The organism is Citrobacter sp. Cpo147, from assembly GCF_030332405.1.
GTDB classification, from domain to species: domain Bacteria; phylum Pseudomonadota; class Gammaproteobacteria; order Enterobacterales; family Enterobacteriaceae; genus Citrobacter; species Citrobacter portucalensis.
In genome coordinates this window covers 1,173,959-1,191,304 of sequence record NZ_JAOWHX010000030.1, presented here as the reverse complement: position 1 = coordinate 1,191,304, position 17,346 = coordinate 1,173,959, and the positions used below count along the sequence as shown (strand labels likewise).

The window sequence follows — 17,346 nt, the reverse complement described above, 5'->3', positions numbered from 1 at the left end:
GATGGAAATAAAAGATGAGAAAAATAAATAAAGCTATCCTATGGACGATGCTGCTGTGCATTGTTCTTGGTGCAGTTATTGTTTTGGCGGGGCAATGGACATTACATAAAACCTCGAGTACAGAATTCTGTTTGTCTTGCCATACGATGCAGGCGCCCTACGAAGAATATACAGGCTCGGTTCACTTCCAGAATCAGAAAGGCATTCGCGCAGAGTGCGCGGACTGTCATATCCCGGAGGGCGGTCTGGATTTTCTGGTGGCTAAGCTGCGGGCCTCAAAAGATGTTTATCATCAGTTCATAACCAAAAAAATCGATACTCCGGAAAAATTTGAAGAACACCGTCTGGAGATGGCGCAAACCGTTTGGGCACAGCTCAAGGCTAATGATTCTGCGACCTGCCGTAGCTGCCACAGTATGGACGCCATGGATCTTGCCGCACAAAGCGCGGATGCTCAGAAGATGCACAAAATGGGCATCGCGGAAAAGCAAACCTGTATTGATTGCCATAAAGGCGTCGCCCATTTCCCACCTGAAATAAAAATGGATGACAGCGCGCTTAAAGGGCTTGAAGCGCAGTCAGCCTCCACCCCAGCTTCAGTAACTGAACTTTATGCTGTGAGCAACACCGCGTTGGGCGATCTGGGAACCGTTTACCCGGCAACCAAAATGCAGGTCCTGAAAACAACGGACAACGCGCGATTGGTCGAGATTCGCGGTAGCCAGATGCAAGGAAGTGAACAGGTTATTTACTACGCAGCAGGGCAGCGTTTGATTCTTGCCAGCCTGAGTGAAAAAGGTCAACAGTCGCTGAAGATCCTCTCCGACTGGAAAAAGGATGATTACGGCAATGCGTGGCGAGATGTCGTGTTGCAAGGGGAATGGAGTGGTTCCGCTCTCGCCAGCCGTGAACCTATGTGGGATTACGCGCGCAAACTCGACAATGTGTACTGCGCAGGCTGTCATGCGCCAATTCCGGCGAATCATTTCGCGCTCAACGCCTGGCCTTCAGTAGCCAAAGGGATGGGGGCTCGCACCAATATCAGTGAAACCGAACTGGATATCCTGAGCCGTTACTTCCAGTACAACGCTAAAGACATGAATAAATAAGCGATCAATCAGGAGAAATCATGAAACTCACAAGACGTGACTTTATTAAGACGGCTGGCGTGGCAACCGGGACAATGGCGATTTCTTCGGTGATCCCAATGCCAGCCTGGGCCGAAGGCCAGAATGGCGGGGCAATCCTGACGGCAGCACGTTGGGGTGCGGTATACGTGGAAGTAAAAGACGGAAAAGTGGTTTCCTCAAAAGGTGCGTTGCCGAAAACGGTGCCGAACTCATTACAGCAAACCGCGCCAGATCAGGTTCATACCAATATCCGCGTTAAGTATCCGATGGTGCGCAAAAGCTATCTGGAAAACCCGGGTAAAGCGGATGGCAAACGCGGTAACGATCCTTTCGTGCGGGTTAGCTGGGAGCAAGCGCTGAAGCTCATTCATGAACAGCACAGCCGGATCCGCAGCAGCTATGGTCCCGCTTCGATATTTGCCGGTTCTTATGGCTGGCGATCCAGCGGCGTTCTGCATAAGGCGCAAACCTTACTGCAACGCTATATGAGCATGGCCGGTGGCTACGCCGGGCATACCGGAGATTATTCAACCGGTGCCGCGCAGGTGATCATGCCATACGTTGTGGGATCGGTTGAGGTTTATGAGCAGCAAACCACCTGGCCGATGGTGCTTGAGCACAGTCAGGTCGTGGTGCTGTGGGGGATGAATCCGCTCAACACCCTTAAGATTGCCTGGAGCAGCACGGATGAACAAGGGATTGAATACTTTAATCTGCTGAAGAAATCAGGGAAAAGCGTCATCGCCATCGATCCGATGCGTTCTGAAACCATTGAGTTCTTTGGTGATAACGCGACCTGGATTGCGCCACATATGGGGACCGATGTGGCAATGATGTTAGGGATCGCCCATACGCTGGTGAAGAAAAACCTTCACGACAAAGCCTTCCTGGAAAAATACACCACCGGATATCCGCAGTTTGAAGAGTACCTGCTCGGCAAGAGCGATAAAGTAGAGAAAACCGCCGAGTGGGCATCTGGCGTGTGTGGCGTGCCTGCTGAGCAACTGGAAAAGCTGGCGGTAATTTTCTCCAGCAACAAAACCATGCTCATGGCAGGTTGGGGGATTCAGCGCCAGCAATACGGTGAGCAAAAACACTGGATGCTGGTGACTCTGGCGGCAATGCTGGGGCAAATTGGTACCGAAGGCGGCGGCTTCGGGTTCTCTTATCACTATTCCAATGGCGGTAACCCAACGCGCATCGGTGGGGTTTTACCGGCGATCTCCGCCAAAATTGAGGGTGGGTCATCGGCAGGTAATGACTGGGCGGTTTCCGATGCGGTGACCAGCCTGCCGGTAGCGCGAATTGTCGAGGCGCTGGAAAACCCAGGCGGCAAATATCAACATAACGGTAAAGAGCAAACCTTCCCGGATATCAAAATGATCTGGTGGGCGGGCGGCGCTAACTTTACCCATCATCAGGATACCAACCGCTTAATCAAAGCCTGGCAGAAGCCTGAACTGGTTGTCATCTCTGAATGCTACTGGACCGCTGCGGCCAAACACGCCGATATTGTTCTGCCAATCACCACCTCGTTTGAGCGTAACGATCTGACCATGACCGGTGATTACAGTAACCAACACCTGGTGCCGATGAAGCAGGTCATCGCGCCGCAGTTTGAAGCGCGTAGTGATTTTGACGTCTTTGCCGATCTGGCTGAGATGCTCAAGCCGGGGGGGAAAGCTGTCTACACCGAAGGCAAAGACGAAATGGCGTGGCTGAAGCAGTTCTATGACGTCGCGCAAAAAGCCGCCCGCGCCCAGCGTGTCGCCATGCCTCAGTTCAACGCGTTCTGGCAGCAGAATAAACTGATCGAAATGCGTGAGAATGAAAAGAATAACAAATATGTGCGCTACGCGGATTTCCGCAGCGATCCGGTGATGAACGCACTCGGAACGCCGAGCGGCAAGATAGAAATCTACTCGAAAACGATTGAAGGCTATCAGTATAAAGACTGTCCGCCGCATGCGTCCTGGATTGAACCGGATGAATGGAAAGGAACTGCGGATAAAGATCAGCTGCAGCTACTGACGGCGCACCCGGCACATCGTCTGCATAGCCAGCTGAACTACGCGTCGCTGCGTAAAGAATACGCGATTGCCAATCGTGAACCGGTGACGATTCATCCGGATGACGCAAAAGCCAGAGGGATTGCCGAGGGCGATCTGGTCCGCGTATGGAATGCTCGCGGACAGGTTCTGGTTGGGGCGCATGTCAGCGACGGCATCAAACCGGGCATCATCTGTATTCATGAAGGCGCATGGCCGGATATTGAAAACGGTATCTGTAAAAATGGCGGCGCGAACGTGCTGACGGCGGATATCCCGACTTCAAGACTGGCGAATGGTTGTGCCGGGAATACCAGCCTGGTATACGCAGAAAAATACACCGGTGAAGCGCCAAAACTCACCGTCTTTGATGAACCAGCAATTGTCACCATGTAATGATGACTGATAAACGGGGGCCGTAAGGCTCCCGTTTTTTTATGCTGTTTGGGCAACGTTTTACTGTTGTTACTCAGCCAGCACTATCACATCTCCCGTTGCCGGGGCGTCAGTTCGCGGTAGCCACAATCGCCCCCACGAACCGGTACAATGACAGCCGAGCAGTTTTTCGGGGTGTTGTTGCTGAATAAATTGTCGGGTCCGCCATAGCTTAGCGGGGGAGGCTGCACGTAAATGAAACCCACCGACGAGGGCATAAATTTTGTTAACCCCGGTGATTTTCTGGCAATGGCGTACGATGTTCTCTATTCCCCGATGCCCGCAACCAGTAATGATGACTAACCCGCGTGCAGATTTATAGATCAATACACCTTCGTCACTGATGTAATCTGGCTGGAGTGTTTTCTCGCTAATCACGCCATAGGACTGTGGTGTGCGGACGCTAATTTCTCCGGACCACAAAAAGCGATCGCTGATAGCCAGCGGCTCGCGGGTGTATTCCATGATGAATCGAGAGTAGTTGTTATCACGCGAGAGTTTTTTAATTTTTCGTGGTGTTCCCGCAACCGTTATCGATGCGTAACGCTCGCAGGCCAGTTGAGGATGGCAAATGATACGGCTGTTATCCGCAAGCCACGGCACGCCGCCGCAGTGATCATAATGACCGTGCGAAAGTACTACGGCGGTTAATTGGGTCAGGTCTACGCCCATTTGCGTAGCGTTATGCATGAAGCTGCCATCCGGCCCGGTATCAAACAATATTGTGGTTGTTTCATCCTGAACTAACAGACTTAATCCAGGCTTGGCCAGTAATGATTTTCCAGCGCCAGCAGCGCGTCGGTTTTCAAGCAGCACCGTGAGGGTTAAAGCCATGCCTGACTCCCGTATTAAAACGGCATACTGTAATGCATCGCTTTTGAGAGCGCTGTGATCGCAGCGCTCTTTAGCGGTATCTGTTATTCACGCACAATTTTGCCAGCGTTTCCTGCATCGCTGTCATTCCAGCTACCGTGACCATTTGTTTTAATCGTGTAAGTGGCATAGCCGACACGGAAGGTCATCGTATCCTTATAGGTATTTACGTCACGCACTTCATTACCATTGACGTAAACGCCGGAATCTTCGACGTGAATATCAACGCTGCGTTGACCATTGGCAAATTTGGCTACGTAATTTCCGCTGAATTTGCCATCAATACCGGCATTATCGTGGTTATCCCGGTCTGCGGTATTTTGCTGTTTTTCACCATGATGATGACGATTCTGCTGGCCGTTGCTGTTCTCAATAAAGCCATGATCGCGGTTCCACTGATAGGATTTATTCACATCGCAGCCATTGAGTTCACTCATCTGCGTACAACCTGAACGTTCATACTTTTTCTGCATTGCCGGGGTAATTGCACATGCTGTTGTGGCAGTTGTCAGACCAAGGACCAGGAGGGTTAACAGACGTTTATTCATTTTTTTACTCACTATCATCATTAAATTTATTTATAGGAATGCGAACTTTTGGATTGTCATGTTTACGACGACGGCAGTCTCCCATTAAATATTAATGAAGCATACCAGGGGGAATCCTAATTTATAATTAGGGTGGGGTGATCAATGCTGTAATACGCAACATAATAAGCTGTTTATTTACTTATTTTATACAATCCGGGTAGAGAGCTAAGATGTATTTACTTTTAGAAGAAGGATTTAATGAATTATTAATATTGACATTAACGATGAAGTGGGACGCGGGCTTGTATATAAACAGGCCCGCGTGGGGAGAGTAGTCCACAATATTCAAACTTCGCGTATTTATGGATGTCGTTGTCAATATAGTTCGTCTTTACCCCTGAGTGGAGATCTGCGCGCGGTGCTGCTCGGCCTGTACCTCATGAGCAAATGAATGGCCGTTGTTTACCGATTGGTGAACAACCATCGCTTTTTCATGTTCATTCATTTGTGAAAATGATTGCGCATTGGTTGATGTTGACGATGAATTATTTGCCTGCGCGGCGTGTGCTTGCGCCATTTGTTGATGTGCAGGAGCGTCGCTGTTATTCATCATTTCATGAGCCATTGCGGCCTGCTGATGCATTTTGGGTGTTTCTGCCGCATTAACGCCAGCTGAAATAAAAAACGCGATAGCTAAAAAAGAGGACATCTTATTCATCATATTTCTCCTGTTTGGGTTTACGGAAGAAAGTATAATTAATAGGGGCTGTCAGTGGCGTGACAGGATTATGACGGTTGTGTCAGACAACAGGTGATGACGGGTATAAGCGTCATCACCATAAATTACATCGCGTGCTTGGGCAGCGTCAGAATAAAGCGAGTGGCATGAGGGTCGGAAGTCACCGAGACTTTTCCTTGATGGGCAGTCACAATCGATTTCACAATCGCCAGACCAATGCCGCTGCCTTCACCCTTACGTTGTCGTGAAGGGTCCACTCGATAAAAGCGGTCAAAGAGTCGCGGAAGATGTTGCGGGGGAATGGGGTTTCCGGGATTCTCAACGACTATCTGCACCTGGCCATCCGCCTCTTTCACCCGCACGGTTACCGACTCGCCTTTTGGCGTATAGCGCATGGCATTTGACAGCAGATTACTCATTGCCCGGCGTAACATTAATGGGTCGCCTGAAACCCAGCATGCGCGTCCTTCAAACCGTAAACCAACCTCACGCTCTTCAGCCCAGGCTTCGAAAAAGTCGAACACTTTACCGACCTCATCAGCCAGATTGAGCGCTTTTTTTTCTGGGATCAGCTGATTGTTATCCGCCTGCGCCAGAAACAGCATATCACTCACCATCTTCGACATACGGCCAAACTCTTCGAGATTGGAATACAGCACATCTTCCAGCTCTTTTTGGCTGCGGGTCTGGCTGAGCGCAATCTCCGTTTGGGTGACGAGGTTAGTTATTGGCGTGCGGATCTCATGGGCAATATCCGCTGAGAAGTTCGACTGGCGTTTAAATACGTCTTCGATGCGTTCGATCATATGATTAAACGAACTCACCAGTTGTTCCAGTTCAATAGGAACAGCTTGCGGATCGAGGCGTACATCGAGATCTTTCGAGGTGATATTTTGGATGCGACGACTGACGTTACGAATCGGTTCATGACCTTTGTATACGGCGAACAACACGATAAAAACAATCATCATGCTAATCAGCGATGCTGTCATAATCAGCTTGTTTTTCAGATCGTTAATATAGTGCAGATGAAAGTCGATCGATAATGCCAGATACAGCGTATACGCTGGTTTTCCATCAGCAAGTTGTCCTACCGGCAGGCGAATCATTCGCCAGTTAGACGATGTTTTCTGTCCGTGGATATGTTTGGAGGTTTGCAGTGTGGGGCCTGAGATAATAAAAACATCGCTGGCATGAGCATTTTTATCGGGCCTTGCACTGGCGATAAACTGCCGAAGATCCGGCGCATTGGGCGAATGGAAAATGGCCTTCTGGTTGCTATCTTCCAGAGAAATAATGACGTTCGAATAACCCGCCACCACATTTTTTAGCGTTTCCAGGCGGCGTGATTCTGGCTCGTTGGGTTGGTTAATAATCCTCTCCAGCGTGGCGCTAATCTCTTGTAAATCGTTGATGTCCTGCTCGGCGAAGTGGACTTTCACGGAGTGGATCATTATCCATGCAAAGGCGAAAAATGAAGCAATTGTCGCCAGGCTGATAAAAAAGGTCAGTCGTGTCGCCAGTGAAAAAGGGCGCCGCCATCGTTTACTGGTCATCAGGAACCTCAAGCATATATCCCACACCGCGCACGGTCTGAATCAGTTTCGGCTCAAAATCGTTATCAATTTTGGCGCGCAGACGCTTAACAGCGACGTCGATAGCATTAGTATCGCTGTCAAAATTCATATCCCAGACCTGGGAGGCGATCAGTGAGCGGGGTAAAACTTCCCCCTGATGGCGCAGGAAAAACTCAAGCAGCGTAAACTCTTTGCTGGTCAGGGTGATGCGCGTACCGCTGCGGGTGACTTTCCTGCTGACCAGATCGACCATTAAATCCGCGACCTGAAATTGGCTTTCGACAATCACCGCAGCGCCCCGGCGCAGCAGCGTTCTGACCCGTGCCAGCAGTTCGGCGAAGGCAAACGGTTTAACCAGGTAATCATCAGCACCCAATTCCAGACCTTTAACCCGATGCTCAATGGTACCCAGTGCGGTGAGGAGAAGAATGGGCATTCCTTTGTTGGCGGAACGCAGCATCCGCACGATATTCCAGCCGTTTACATCCGGCAGCATGATGTCGAGTATGAGCAGGTCGTAATCGCCGGTCATCGCCAGGTGATACCCGTTCAGGCCGTTATCCGCTAAATCCACGACAAAACCCGCTTCCGTCAGGCCTTTTGTCAGGTATTCACCGGTTTTTTTCTCATCTTCGACTATCAAAACCTTCATCGCATTCTCCTTCTCGCACTGGTTGTGCGGACTTTCAATTCTAGGGAAGCGGGATCGGATAGCAATCTGTTATTAGGAAAATGACAGTTTTGTCATTTTCCTGTCACCGGTTAAACAGAGTCACTTCGTTAAAGTACAAGACTATAAATTCCTACTTATTTTAGGGACATCAGTCCGGTCAGGACGAGAAGAACTATGAGCAAATTTAAGCTTCTTACTCTCAGCGCTATATTCGTGCTCGCTGGTTGTTCATTGGCGCCGGACTATCAGCGCCCGGCTTTGCCGGTACCACAGCAATTTTCTTTAAGCCAGAATTCCCTGGTGTCGGTTCCTGGTGAATACCAGGACACGGGGTGGCGAACCTTTTTTGTTGACGACCAGGTGAAGGCGTTGATTGGTGAGGCGCTGATCAATAACCGCGATTTACGCATGGCGACGCTGAAGGTTCAGGAAGCGCGAGCGCAGTATGGCGTCACGGACGCTGACCGTTATCCGCAAATCACGGCAGGCTCCAGCGGTACCTACAGCGGTAAATTAAAAGGTGATAGCAGCACCGATCGTGAATTCGAAGCTGGACTCAATCTCAGTTTCGACCTGGATTTCTTTGGGCGGCTTAAAAATATGAGTGAAGCCGAACGGCAGAACTTCTTCGCCAGCGAAGAGGCGCGTCGGGCGGTGCATATCTTATTAATTTCCAACGTGTCACAAAGTTATTTCAACCAGCGCCTGGCTTACGCGCAGTTGCAAGTTGCCGAAGAAACGCTGCAAAACTATCAGCACTCTTACGCTTTTGTAGAGAAGCAACTGATAACCGGTAGCACCAACGTACTGGCGTTGGAACAAGCGCGCGGTGTGATTGAAAGTACGCGTAGCGAAATTGCCAAGCGTAAAGGTGAGTTGGCACAGGCCAATAACGCGCTGCAACTGTTGCTGGGTACATACGGGAAATTACCCGATGACCAGGCGCGCAGCCGTGGGGATCTTAAACCGGTAACGCTGCCGCCATCGCTTTCATCGCAAATACTGTTGCAGCGCCCGGATATTATGGAAGCTGAGCACGGATTATTGGCGGAAAATGCCAATATCGGTGCTGCGCGGGCGGCATTTTTTCCGTCGATAACGTTGACCAGTTCCGTGTCCAGTAGCAGTAGCGATCTTTCCAATTTATTTAATGCCTCCAGCGGCATGTGGAATTTTGTCCCCAAAATAGAGCTTCCAATCTTCAACGCCGGACGTAATCAGTCCAATCTCGACCTGGCAGAAATTCGCCAGCAACAGTCAGTAGTGAATTACGAACAAAAAATTCAGAACGCGTTTAAAGAAGTGGCGGATGCACTGGTGTTGCGCCAAAGCATTGCCGATCAAATTAACGGGCAGCAGCGTTACCTGGATTCATTGCAAATCACACTACAGCGCGCCAGAGCGCTTTATCAGAATGGTGCAGTTAGCTATATCGAAGTATTAGATGCAGAACGTTCTTTATTCGCTACGCAGCAATCGCTGCTCGATCTTAATTACGCCCAACAGGTTAATGAAATTAAGCTGTTTGCTGCCTTAGGCGGCGGTTGGGTGGAGTAATCCTTAATATTAACTTTTCAGGAGCATGATGTATGAATACTACCGCCAAAGCCGTGCTGTTTAGCCTTTTCTCTATGGTTATGTTTAACGCCCAGGCCAATGAAAATCAGCATGGCGAGATGATGAATATGCAGCCAGCGGCTCAACAGGAACAACTCATTAGTGCTACCGGGGTGATTGAAGCTGTTGATATGGAGAGTAAAAAAATCACGATCAAACATGACCCTATTCCAGCGGTGAACTGGCCGGCCATGACGATGCGCTTTACGCTGGTTGCTGATACGAAGGCTGATGATATTAAGCCTGGCGATAAGGTCGCGTTTACGTTTGTTCAGCAGGAAAATCTCTCTGTGTTACGCGATATTCACATCAGTAAATAACGTTCTCGCTGGTCTCTTTTATTCTTGCCCGGGTTTTTGCGAACGCGGGCGAGACTATCGCGCAATGGAAATCACTATGGCGTCTTTAAATATTAAAAATACCGCGCTTATTCTCGGTAGCATGATTGCCGGCGGGATTATTTCTGTCGGTGTTTATACTTATTATTCATCGGCAAAAATATCGTCTGTAGCCGGGCCAGTTCAGCAAAAAGAAGCCAGAAAAGTGTTGTTCTGGTATGACCCCATGTATCCGAACACGCGCTTCGATAAACCGGGTAAATCGCCGTTTATGGATATGGATCTGATCCCGAAATATGCCGATGAAGAGACCGCGAACGCGTCATCACCAGGCGTGCGCATCGATCCTACACAGACCCAGAACCTGGGGCTGAAAACAGAGCCAGTGCGTCGTGGACCACTGCACTACGCGCAAACTTTCCCGGCCAACGTTAGTTATAACGAATACCAGTTTGTTATTGTCCAGGCACGCTCTGCGGGCTTTATCGAGAAGGTTTACCCGCTGACCGTAGGGGACAAAATTAAGAAGGGTTCGCCGCTGATCGACCTGACTATTCCTGATTGGGTTGAGGCGCAGAGTGAACATTTATTGCTGCGGGAAACGGGAGGTAGCGCGACGCAGGTGGAAGGGATTCTGGAGAGATTACGTCTGGCTGGAATGCCTGAAGCGGATATTCAGCGCTTAAAATCGACGCGTAAAATTCAGACCCGCTTTACCCTGAAAGCCCCTATCGATGGGGTGATCACCGCATTCGATTTGCGTACCGGTATGAACATTTCTAAAGACAATGTGGTCGCGAAAATTCAGGGTATGGACCCGGTATGGGTTAGCGCGTCGGTCCCGGAATCTATCGCTTGGCTGATTAAAGATGCCTCGCAATTTACCATCACCGTGCCCGCCTGGCCGGATAAGCCTTTCACCATCAGCAAGTGGAGTATCTTACCAAGCGTTGATGCTACCACGCGTACGCTCCAGCTCCGTTTACAGGTCGATAACCCCGACGAGGCGCTCAAGCCCGGGATGAATGCTTACCTGCAACTGAAAACACAAAGCGAGCCAATGCTGCTGATCCCGTCTAAAGCACTGATTGATACGGGTACCGAGCAGCGGGTCATCACCGTTGATAACGAAGGCCGATTTGTGCCGAAACAGGTTGCGGTATTCCATGAATCCCAGGGGCTGACGGCTATCCGCTCCGGCCTGACCGAAGGCGAAAAAGTGGTGTCCAGTGGCCTGTTCCTGATTGATTCTGAAGCGAATATCTCTGGCGCACTGGACCGTATGCGCGCCCAGAACAGTAAGGCGCAAGACGCAGCCGCCATGCCAGCCCAGGCGACCCATTCACACTGAGGACATGATAAATGATTGAATGGATTATCCGTCGTTCGGTGGCAAACCGTTTTCTGGTGATGATGGGGGCGCTGTTTCTTAGCGTCTGGGGAACCTGGACCATCATCAATACGCCGGTTGATGCGCTGCCCGATCTCTCTGATGTTCAGGTGATCGTCAAAACCAGCTATCCGGGGCAGGCGCCGCAAATTGTTGAAAATCAGGTGACCTACCCGCTGACCACCACCATGCTGTCGGTACCCGGCGCGAAAACCGTGCGCGGTTTCTCGCAGTTTGGTGATTCCTACGTGTACGTCATTTTCGAAGATGGTACCGATCCTTACTGGGCGCGCTCGCGCGTACTGGAGTATCTCAACCAGGTTCAGGGAAAATTACCGGCTGGCGTTAGCGCGGAAATGGGACCGGACGCCACGGGCGTCGGCTGGATATTTGAGTACGCGCTGGTGGATCGCAGTGGGAAACATGATCTGGCGGAATTACGCTCTCTTCAGGACTGGTTTTTAAAGTATGAGTTAAAAACGATTCCTAACGTGGCGGAAGTAGCTTCGGTAGGCGGCGTGGTTAAACAGTATCAGGTCGTTATCGATCCGATGAAGCTGACGCAATATGGCATCAGCCTGGCGGACGTGAAATCGGCGCTGGATACGTCGAATCAGGAAGCGGGCGGCTCATCTGTTGAGATGGCTGAAGCGGAATATATGGTCCGCGCCAGTGGATATCTGCAAACGCTCGATGATTTTAATAACATCGTCCTGAAAACAGGGGCCGACGGTGTACCTGTTTACCTGCGCGATGTGGCGCGCGTACAGATTGGGCCGGAAATGCGCCGTGGGATCGCCGAACTGAATGGCGAAGGCGAAGTCGCGGGCGGGGTGGTTATCCTGCGTTCCGGTAAAAATGCACGTGAGGTGATCTCTGCCGTTAAAGCCAAGCTTGATACGCTGAAAAGCAGCCTGCCGGAAGGCGTAGAGGTAGTTACAACATACGATCGCAGTCAGCTCATCGATCGCGCGATTGATAACCTCAGCTACAAGCTGCTGGAAGAGTTTATCGTCGTGGCGCTGGTGTGTGCGTTGTTCCTGTGGCATCTGCGTTCGGCGCTGGTGGCGATTATTTCCCTGCCGCTGGGGCTGTGTATCGCGTTTATCGTGATGCATTTCCAGGGGTTGAACGCCAACATCATGTCGCTAGGGGGAATTGCCATTGCCGTCGGGGCGATGGTTGATGCCGCAATCGTGATGATTGAAAACGCCCATAAGCGGCTGGAAGAGTGGGGGCATCATCATCCGAATGAAAAGCTCGATAACGCAACGCGCTGGAAGGTTATTACTGACGCCTCGGTAGAAGTCGGCCCGGCATTGTTCATCAGCCTGTTGATCATCACGTTGTCGTTTATCCCCATTTTCACGCTTGAGGGGCAAGAAGGGCGACTGTTTGGCCCGCTGGCGTTCACCAAAACGTATGCCATGGCAGGCGCGGCATTTCTGGCGATTGTGGTTATTCCGATCCTGATGGGATTCTGGATCCGTGGAAAAATACCGGCCGAAAGCAGCAACCCGCTTAACCGTTTTCTGATCCGTATTTACCATCCGTTGTTGCTGAAGGTGTTGCACTGGCCCAAGACCACCATTCTGGTGGCGGTGCTTTCAATACTGACGGTTGTCTACCCGCTGAATAAAGTCGGTGGTGAATTCCTGCCGCAGATTAACGAAGGTGATCTGCTGTATATGCCTTCGACATTGCCGGGGATCTCAGCGGCGCAGGCAGCGGACATGCTGCAAAAAACCGACAAGCTGATCATGACCGTTCCTGAAGTGGCACGCGTGTTTGGTAAAACCGGTAAGGCAGAAACCGCAACAGACTCCGCGCCGCTGGAAATGGTTGAAACGACGATCCAACTGAAGCCGCAGGACCAGTGGCGTCCGGGGATGACGATGGACAAAATCATCGCCGAGCTGGACAAAACCGTACGCTTGCCGGGGTTGGCGAATCTGTGGGTTCCGCCGATTCGTAACCGTATCGACATGCTCTCTACGGGGATCAAAAGCCCAATTGGCATTAAGGTGTCGGGTAATGTTCTGGCAGATATCGACGCCACGGCGGAGCAAATTGAAGAGGTGGCCAGAACCGTGCCGGGTGTCTCTTCGGCGCTGGCCGAGCGTCTGGTGGGCGGACGCTATCTCAACGTAGATATCAATCGTGAAAAAGCGGCCCGGTACGGCATGACCGTAGGTGCAGTGCAGCTGTTTGTCACTTCAGCGGTAGGAGGGGCAATGGTGGGCGAAACGGTGGAAGGGATTGCACGCTATCCTATCAACCTGCGCTATGCGCAGAGCTATCGTGATAGCCCGGAAGCATTGCGTAATCTGCCGATTCTGACGCCCATGAAACAGCAAATTACGCTGGCGGATGTCGCCGATGTGACGGTGGTTTCGGGGCCTTCGATGCTGAAAACCGAAGATGCGCGACCAACCAGTTGGATTTACATCGACGCCCGAGATCGTGACATGGTCTCAGTGGTGAACGATCTGAAAAAGGCTATTGCTGAAAAGGTCCAGTTAAAGCCGGGGACCAGCGTGGCGTTTTCGGGGCAATTCGAGCTGCTTGAGCGCGCCAGCCATAAGCTCAAGTTGATGGTGCCAATGACGCTGATGATTATCTTCGTCTTGCTTTATCTGGCCTTCCGTCGCTTTGGCGAAGCGCTGCTGATTATCACCAGTGTGCCTTTTGCGCTAGTGGGCGGCATCTGGTTCCTTTACTGGATGGGTTTCCATATGTCGGTCGCAACAGGGACCGGATTTATCGCCCTGGCAGGTGTTGCTGCGGAGTTTGGCGTGGTGATGCTGATGTACTTGCGCCACGCTATTGAAGCCGAACCCGCGCTGGAAAATCCGCAAACCTTTACGGCCGATAAGCTGGATGAAGCGTTATATCACGGTGCCGTGCTGCGCGTGCGGCCAAAAGCGATGACCGTGGCGGTGATTATCGCGGGTCTGTTACCTATCTTGTGGGGGACGGGAGCAGGCTCAGAAGTCATGAGCCGCATCGCCGCGCCGATGATTGGCGGCATGATCACCGCGCCATTGCTGTCGCTATTCATTATTCCGGCTGCGTATAAGCTGATGTGGCTGCACAGACACCGTAGCCAAAAGTAATGCTTTGAAACGCTCGCCTGCGTCGGTTTGGTCGCCGAAGCAGGCGCTGCGTTATACCTCCAGTGCCTTCACGCGTTTGCGGTACTCACCCGGCGTACAGCCAAATTCTCGTAAAAAGACTTTATGGAATGACGATTCGCTGGCGTAGCCCACCGACTCGGCCACCACAACCAATGGCTGCGACCCACGTGACAGCATCTGGGCAGCGAATTGCAGGCGTAAAGTGGTTAATACTGCGAGCGGCGTGGAGTTTGAGACTTCACGAAATAGCTGCGCGAAGCTGGCCCGCGACATATGCGCACGTTTCGCCAGTTCTTCGACGGTCCAGGCAAACGCCGGGGACTCCAGCATCATGAAGACGACAGCCCCTAGTTTGGGATGAAGCAGTAGATTCAACACGTTTTGAACGGGGGTTGCCTTGGTTAACCATTCGCGAACGGCTAAGGCGAACAGTGTGGCGCATTGTTGACTGCAGACTACACTGGAACCTGGCAGAGTACTCATGGATTCCTGTTGCATCAAAGCAATCATGGCCTTGACCCAATGGCTGACAGGGCTATTTTCATCAGGTGCCAGAACCAATACTTCCGGTAACGCAGTTAAAAAATAGCGTGAGGAAGCGTGCAATCGAAGGCTGCCACAAACAATGTGTGTTTGTTCATCGCCAGACTGGCAGAGCCGATGTGCGGAGTTTTGCGGCAGGATCACGATAGTACCGGGCCGCAGAGTAAAAGATGTCCCATCGGGCATGTCCAGTTGGGCTGCACCTTGTGTGACCGTATGCCAGCGGATAATGGACAATTCACCTGCTGCGTGCGGCAGTTGCCAGTCCCTGCTCAGTAGGCAGTTTTGGTCAATTGAGCCTTGTGGGTCGTTAAGCATCAGTAATCGGCTAAGGGCATCCATGGAGACTCCTGAACATTTTTTTGTTGTCGTTTATTGAAACGCTATTATCTCTTTATTTCATTATTATATTAATACCTTCAAAGTGTTAGTGTAATGATTCATTCTCGAAATGTTAGTCATCTTTAAGGCTACTTTAGACGATCTGACAGTTATCGGCGAGTTGTGGATACATTGTTCAGGCAGAGTTAGAGCTATATTTCAGTTCATCAAACGAACAGTGACTTGGCGGAGAGACAGCATGAATCAGTATCAGGCGATTATTATTGGATTTGGCAAAGCGGGTAAAACGCTAGCGGCAACACTGGCCAAAACGGGTTGGCGGGTAGCGATTATTGAACAGTCAAACACCATGTATGGCGGGACATGCATCAACATCGGCTGTATCCCAACCAAAACCCTGGTACATGATGCTGAACTTCAGCATGACTTTACCGAAGCAATGCAACGCAAGGCCTCTGTTGTCAGTTTTCTGCGCGATAAAAATTTCCATAATCTTGCCGATCTGGAAAACGTGGATGTGATTGAAGGTCGTGCTGAATTCGTTGATAACCATACTGTGCGAGTCGTGCAGTCAACAGGCGAGATTGAGCTGAGCGGCGAGAAAATCTTTATTAATACTGGCGCCCAGTCAACGATTCCAAACGTTGAGGGTTTAACCACGACACCTGGAGTATTTGACAGCACCGGGCTGTTGAATTTGACGCAACGTCCAGAGCGTCTGGGCATTTTGGGCGGTGGGTATATCGGCGTTGAATTCGCATCAATGTTTGCCAACTTTGGTAGCAAAGTCACTATTTATGAAGCAGCTCCGCAGTTTTTGCCTCGTGAAGACCGGGATATTGCTGACGCTATCACCAACATTTTACGCGACAAAGGCGTCGAGCTGATCCTCAATGCCAACGTGCAGTCGGTCTCCTCTCATGATGGTGCAGTACAGCTGCACATGCCGGAGGGGGCCCAGACGGTGGATGCGCTGTTGGTAGCATCAGGTCGCAAACCGGCGACAGAAAACCTGCAATTGCAGAAAGCGGGTGTGGATGTAAACGATCGTGGTGCCATTGTTGTGAATAAATATTTGCGTACATCGGCAGATAACATTTGGGCAATGGGCGATGTCACTGGTGGATTACAATTTACCTATATCTCGCTGGATGACTTCCGTATTGTGCGTGACAACCTGCTAGGCGAGGGGTTACGTAACACGGGCGATCGCCAAAATGTACCGTATTCCGTCTTTATGACGCCGCCGCTTTCCCGCGTCGGAATGACTGAAGAACAGGCTCGCGCCAGCGGTGCGGCGGTTCAAGTCGTGACGTTGCCGGTAGCGGCTATCCCGCGAGCGCGGGTGATGAATGATACGCGTGGTGTTCTTAAAGCGGTGGTGGATAGTGAAACGAAACAAATATTAGGCGTATCGCTGTTGTGTGTGGATTCTCATGAAATGATTAATATCATCAAGACGGTTATGGATGCAGGGTTACCTTATACCACATTGCGTGACCAAATATTTACCCATCCAAGTATGAGCGAATCATTAAACGATCTCTTTTCTCTCATAAAATAATAATAGCGTAGTCTGCATATTTGCCCCACCCGTGTGGGGCTTTTTTTATTTGTTTTTTATATTCCTGATACTAATTGACAGTTATTCTGGCGTTACGGATGAAATAAAATAAGGTGGCATGTCTTATTATATTCCCACTGAAATAACTCGTTAATGGAAATAGAAATGAACATGCTTAAAACTACGTTACTAATGACTGCGTTACTGACTGCTCCGGTGACATTTTCCGCGTTAGCGCAAACAGAGGTTGCCCACATTAGCGTATCAGCCGTGTCTGGCTCTCCTTCCGTGGTGGAAGATGCCATTGCGAAACTGGCGCAGGAAAAGAATGCGACTTCCTGGAAAATTACCTCAATGCGCATTGATAGCAGCACTCACGCAACGGCAATTTTGTACAAGTGAGGAGAGCC

The 17,346-nt window shown here is 50.6% G+C and carries 14 protein-coding genes; 8 read left to right on the top strand and 6 right to left on the bottom strand.

Features of this window, described 5'->3' with window-relative positions; translation table 11 throughout:
• Window positions 1–14: 14 nt before the first annotated feature.
• Together OGY06_RS08290 and OGY06_RS08285 are read left to right on the top strand one after the other, a co-directional pair.
• Window positions 15–1,109 (top strand): NapC/NirT family cytochrome c, encoded by a 1,095-nt coding sequence (locus OGY06_RS08290; protein ID WP_286605073.1) that lies wholly within the window; start codon window positions 15–17, stop codon window positions 1,107–1,109.
• Window positions 1,110–1,129: 20 nt separating this feature from the next.
• Window positions 1,130–3,574 (top strand): trimethylamine-N-oxide reductase 2, encoded by a 2,445-nt coding sequence (locus tag OGY06_RS08285; protein ID WP_286605072.1) that lies wholly within the window; start codon window positions 1,130–1,132, stop codon window positions 3,572–3,574.
• 69 nt (window positions 3,575–3,643) lie between these two features.
• Here the strand turns inward: OGY06_RS08285 and OGY06_RS08280 are convergent, their stop codons facing one another.
• From OGY06_RS08280 to cusR, 5 genes are all read right to left on the bottom strand, one after another.
• Complete coding sequence (locus OGY06_RS08280) at window positions 3,644–4,447, bottom strand: MBL fold metallo-hydrolase (RefSeq protein ID WP_286605070.1); 804 nt, start codon at window positions 4,445–4,447, stop codon at window positions 3,644–3,646.
• An 83-nt stretch (window positions 4,448–4,530) separates the two neighbouring features.
• Window positions 4,531–5,034, bottom strand: a complete 504-nt coding sequence (locus OGY06_RS08275) for a hypothetical protein (RefSeq protein WP_003831134.1) — start codon at window positions 5,032–5,034, stop codon at window positions 4,531–4,533.
• Between the two features lie 373 nt (window positions 5,035–5,407).
• Window positions 5,408–5,734 (bottom strand): PcoE/SilE family metal-binding protein, encoded by a 327-nt coding sequence (locus tag OGY06_RS08270; RefSeq protein ID WP_020996562.1) that lies wholly within the window; start codon window positions 5,732–5,734, stop codon window positions 5,408–5,410.
• 125 nt (window positions 5,735–5,859) lie between these two features.
• The gene (locus OGY06_RS08265) at window positions 5,860–7,311 is read right to left on the bottom strand and encodes a Cu(+)/Ag(+) sensor histidine kinase (RefSeq protein WP_063941362.1); all 1,452 of its coding nucleotides are present in this window, start codon (window positions 7,309–7,311) and stop codon (window positions 5,860–5,862) included.
• Window positions 7,301–7,984, bottom strand: coding sequence for a copper response regulator transcription factor CusR (cusR, locus tag OGY06_RS08260; protein WP_286605068.1), 684 nt, complete (start codon window positions 7,982–7,984; stop codon window positions 7,301–7,303). Before cusR ends, OGY06_RS08265 begins: the two co-directional genes overlap by 11 nt.
• A gap of 195 nt (window positions 7,985–8,179) precedes the next feature.
• On the opposite strand from cusR, the gene OGY06_RS08255 reads away from it, so the two are divergent.
• From OGY06_RS08255 to OGY06_RS08240, 4 genes are all read left to right on the top strand, one after another.
• Window positions 8,180–9,562 (top strand): efflux transporter outer membrane subunit, encoded by a 1,383-nt coding sequence (locus OGY06_RS08255; RefSeq protein WP_286605066.1) that lies wholly within the window; start codon window positions 8,180–8,182, stop codon window positions 9,560–9,562.
• 32 nt (window positions 9,563–9,594) lie between these two features.
• Complete coding sequence (cusF, locus tag OGY06_RS08250; protein ID WP_063941364.1) at window positions 9,595–9,942, top strand: cation efflux system protein CusF; 348 nt, start codon at window positions 9,595–9,597, stop codon at window positions 9,940–9,942.
• A gap of 76 nt (window positions 9,943–10,018) precedes the next feature.
• Window positions 10,019–11,311, top strand: a complete 1,293-nt coding sequence (locus OGY06_RS08245; protein WP_286605064.1) for an efflux RND transporter periplasmic adaptor subunit — start codon at window positions 10,019–10,021, stop codon at window positions 11,309–11,311.
• An 11-nt stretch (window positions 11,312–11,322) separates the two neighbouring features.
• Window positions 11,323–14,466, top strand: a complete 3,144-nt coding sequence (locus tag OGY06_RS08240; protein WP_003831141.1) for a CusA/CzcA family heavy metal efflux RND transporter — start codon at window positions 11,323–11,325, stop codon at window positions 14,464–14,466.
• 51 nt (window positions 14,467–14,517) lie between these two features.
• On the opposite strand, the gene rclR is transcribed toward OGY06_RS08240, so the two are convergent.
• Window positions 14,518–15,372: a reactive chlorine-specific transcriptional regulator RclR gene (gene rclR / locus OGY06_RS08235; RefSeq protein WP_286605062.1), complete on the bottom strand. Its 855-nt coding sequence runs from the start codon at window positions 15,370–15,372 to the stop codon at window positions 14,518–14,520.
• A gap of 238 nt (window positions 15,373–15,610) precedes the next feature.
• Here rclR and rclA point away from each other — a divergent pair, with 238 nt between their 5' ends.
• Together rclA and rclB are read left to right on the top strand one after the other, a co-directional pair.
• Window positions 15,611–16,936 (top strand): reactive chlorine resistance oxidoreductase RclA, encoded by a 1,326-nt coding sequence (gene rclA, locus OGY06_RS08230; protein WP_286605060.1) that lies wholly within the window; start codon window positions 15,611–15,613, stop codon window positions 16,934–16,936.
• A 171-nt stretch (window positions 16,937–17,107) separates the two neighbouring features.
• The gene (gene rclB, locus OGY06_RS08225; RefSeq protein ID WP_032934543.1) at window positions 17,108–17,338 is read left to right on the top strand and encodes a reactive chlorine resistance periplasmic protein RclB; all 231 of its coding nucleotides are present in this window, start codon (window positions 17,108–17,110) and stop codon (window positions 17,336–17,338) included.
• Window positions 17,339–17,346 lie beyond the last annotated feature (8 nt).

What these genes read in the sequence shown, in the direction of transcription:
- rclA (WP_286605060.1), top strand. Translation starts at nt 15,611, where the DNA reads ATGAATCAGTATCAGGCGATTATTATTGGATTTGGCAAAGCGGGTAAA.
- rclB (WP_032934543.1), top strand. Translation starts at nt 17,108, where the DNA reads ATGCTTAAAACTACGTTACTAATGACTGCGTTACTGACTGCTCCGGTG.
- OGY06_RS08290 (WP_286605073.1), top strand. Translation starts at nt 15, where the DNA reads ATGAGAAAAATAAATAAAGCTATCCTATGGACGATGCTGCTGTGCATT.
- OGY06_RS08255 (WP_286605066.1), top strand. Translation starts at nt 8,180, where the DNA reads ATGAGCAAATTTAAGCTTCTTACTCTCAGCGCTATATTCGTGCTCGCT.
- OGY06_RS08270 (WP_020996562.1), bottom strand. Translation starts at nt 5,734, where the DNA reads ATGAATAAGATGTCCTCTTTTTTAGCTATCGCGTTTTTTATTTCAGCT.
- OGY06_RS08275 (WP_003831134.1), bottom strand. Translation starts at nt 5,034, where the DNA reads ATGAATAAACGTCTGTTAACCCTCCTGGTCCTTGGTCTGACAACTGCC.
- OGY06_RS08245 (WP_286605064.1), top strand. Translation starts at nt 10,019, where the DNA reads ATGGCGTCTTTAAATATTAAAAATACCGCGCTTATTCTCGGTAGCATG.
- cusF (WP_063941364.1), top strand. Translation starts at nt 9,595, where the DNA reads ATGAATACTACCGCCAAAGCCGTGCTGTTTAGCCTTTTCTCTATGGTT.
- OGY06_RS08280 (WP_286605070.1), bottom strand. Translation starts at nt 4,447, where the DNA reads ATGGCTTTAACCCTCACGGTGCTGCTTGAAAACCGACGCGCTGCTGGC.
- OGY06_RS08240 (WP_003831141.1), top strand. Translation starts at nt 11,323, where the DNA reads ATGATTGAATGGATTATCCGTCGTTCGGTGGCAAACCGTTTTCTGGTG.
- OGY06_RS08265 (WP_063941362.1), bottom strand. Translation starts at nt 7,311, where the DNA reads ATGACCAGTAAACGATGGCGGCGCCCTTTTTCACTGGCGACACGACTG.
- OGY06_RS08285 (WP_286605072.1), top strand. Translation starts at nt 1,130, where the DNA reads ATGAAACTCACAAGACGTGACTTTATTAAGACGGCTGGCGTGGCAACC.
- rclR (WP_286605062.1), bottom strand. Translation starts at nt 15,372, where the DNA reads ATGGATGCCCTTAGCCGATTACTGATGCTTAACGACCCACAAGGCTCA.
- cusR (WP_286605068.1), bottom strand. Translation starts at nt 7,984, where the DNA reads ATGAAGGTTTTGATAGTCGAAGATGAGAAAAAAACCGGTGAATACCTG.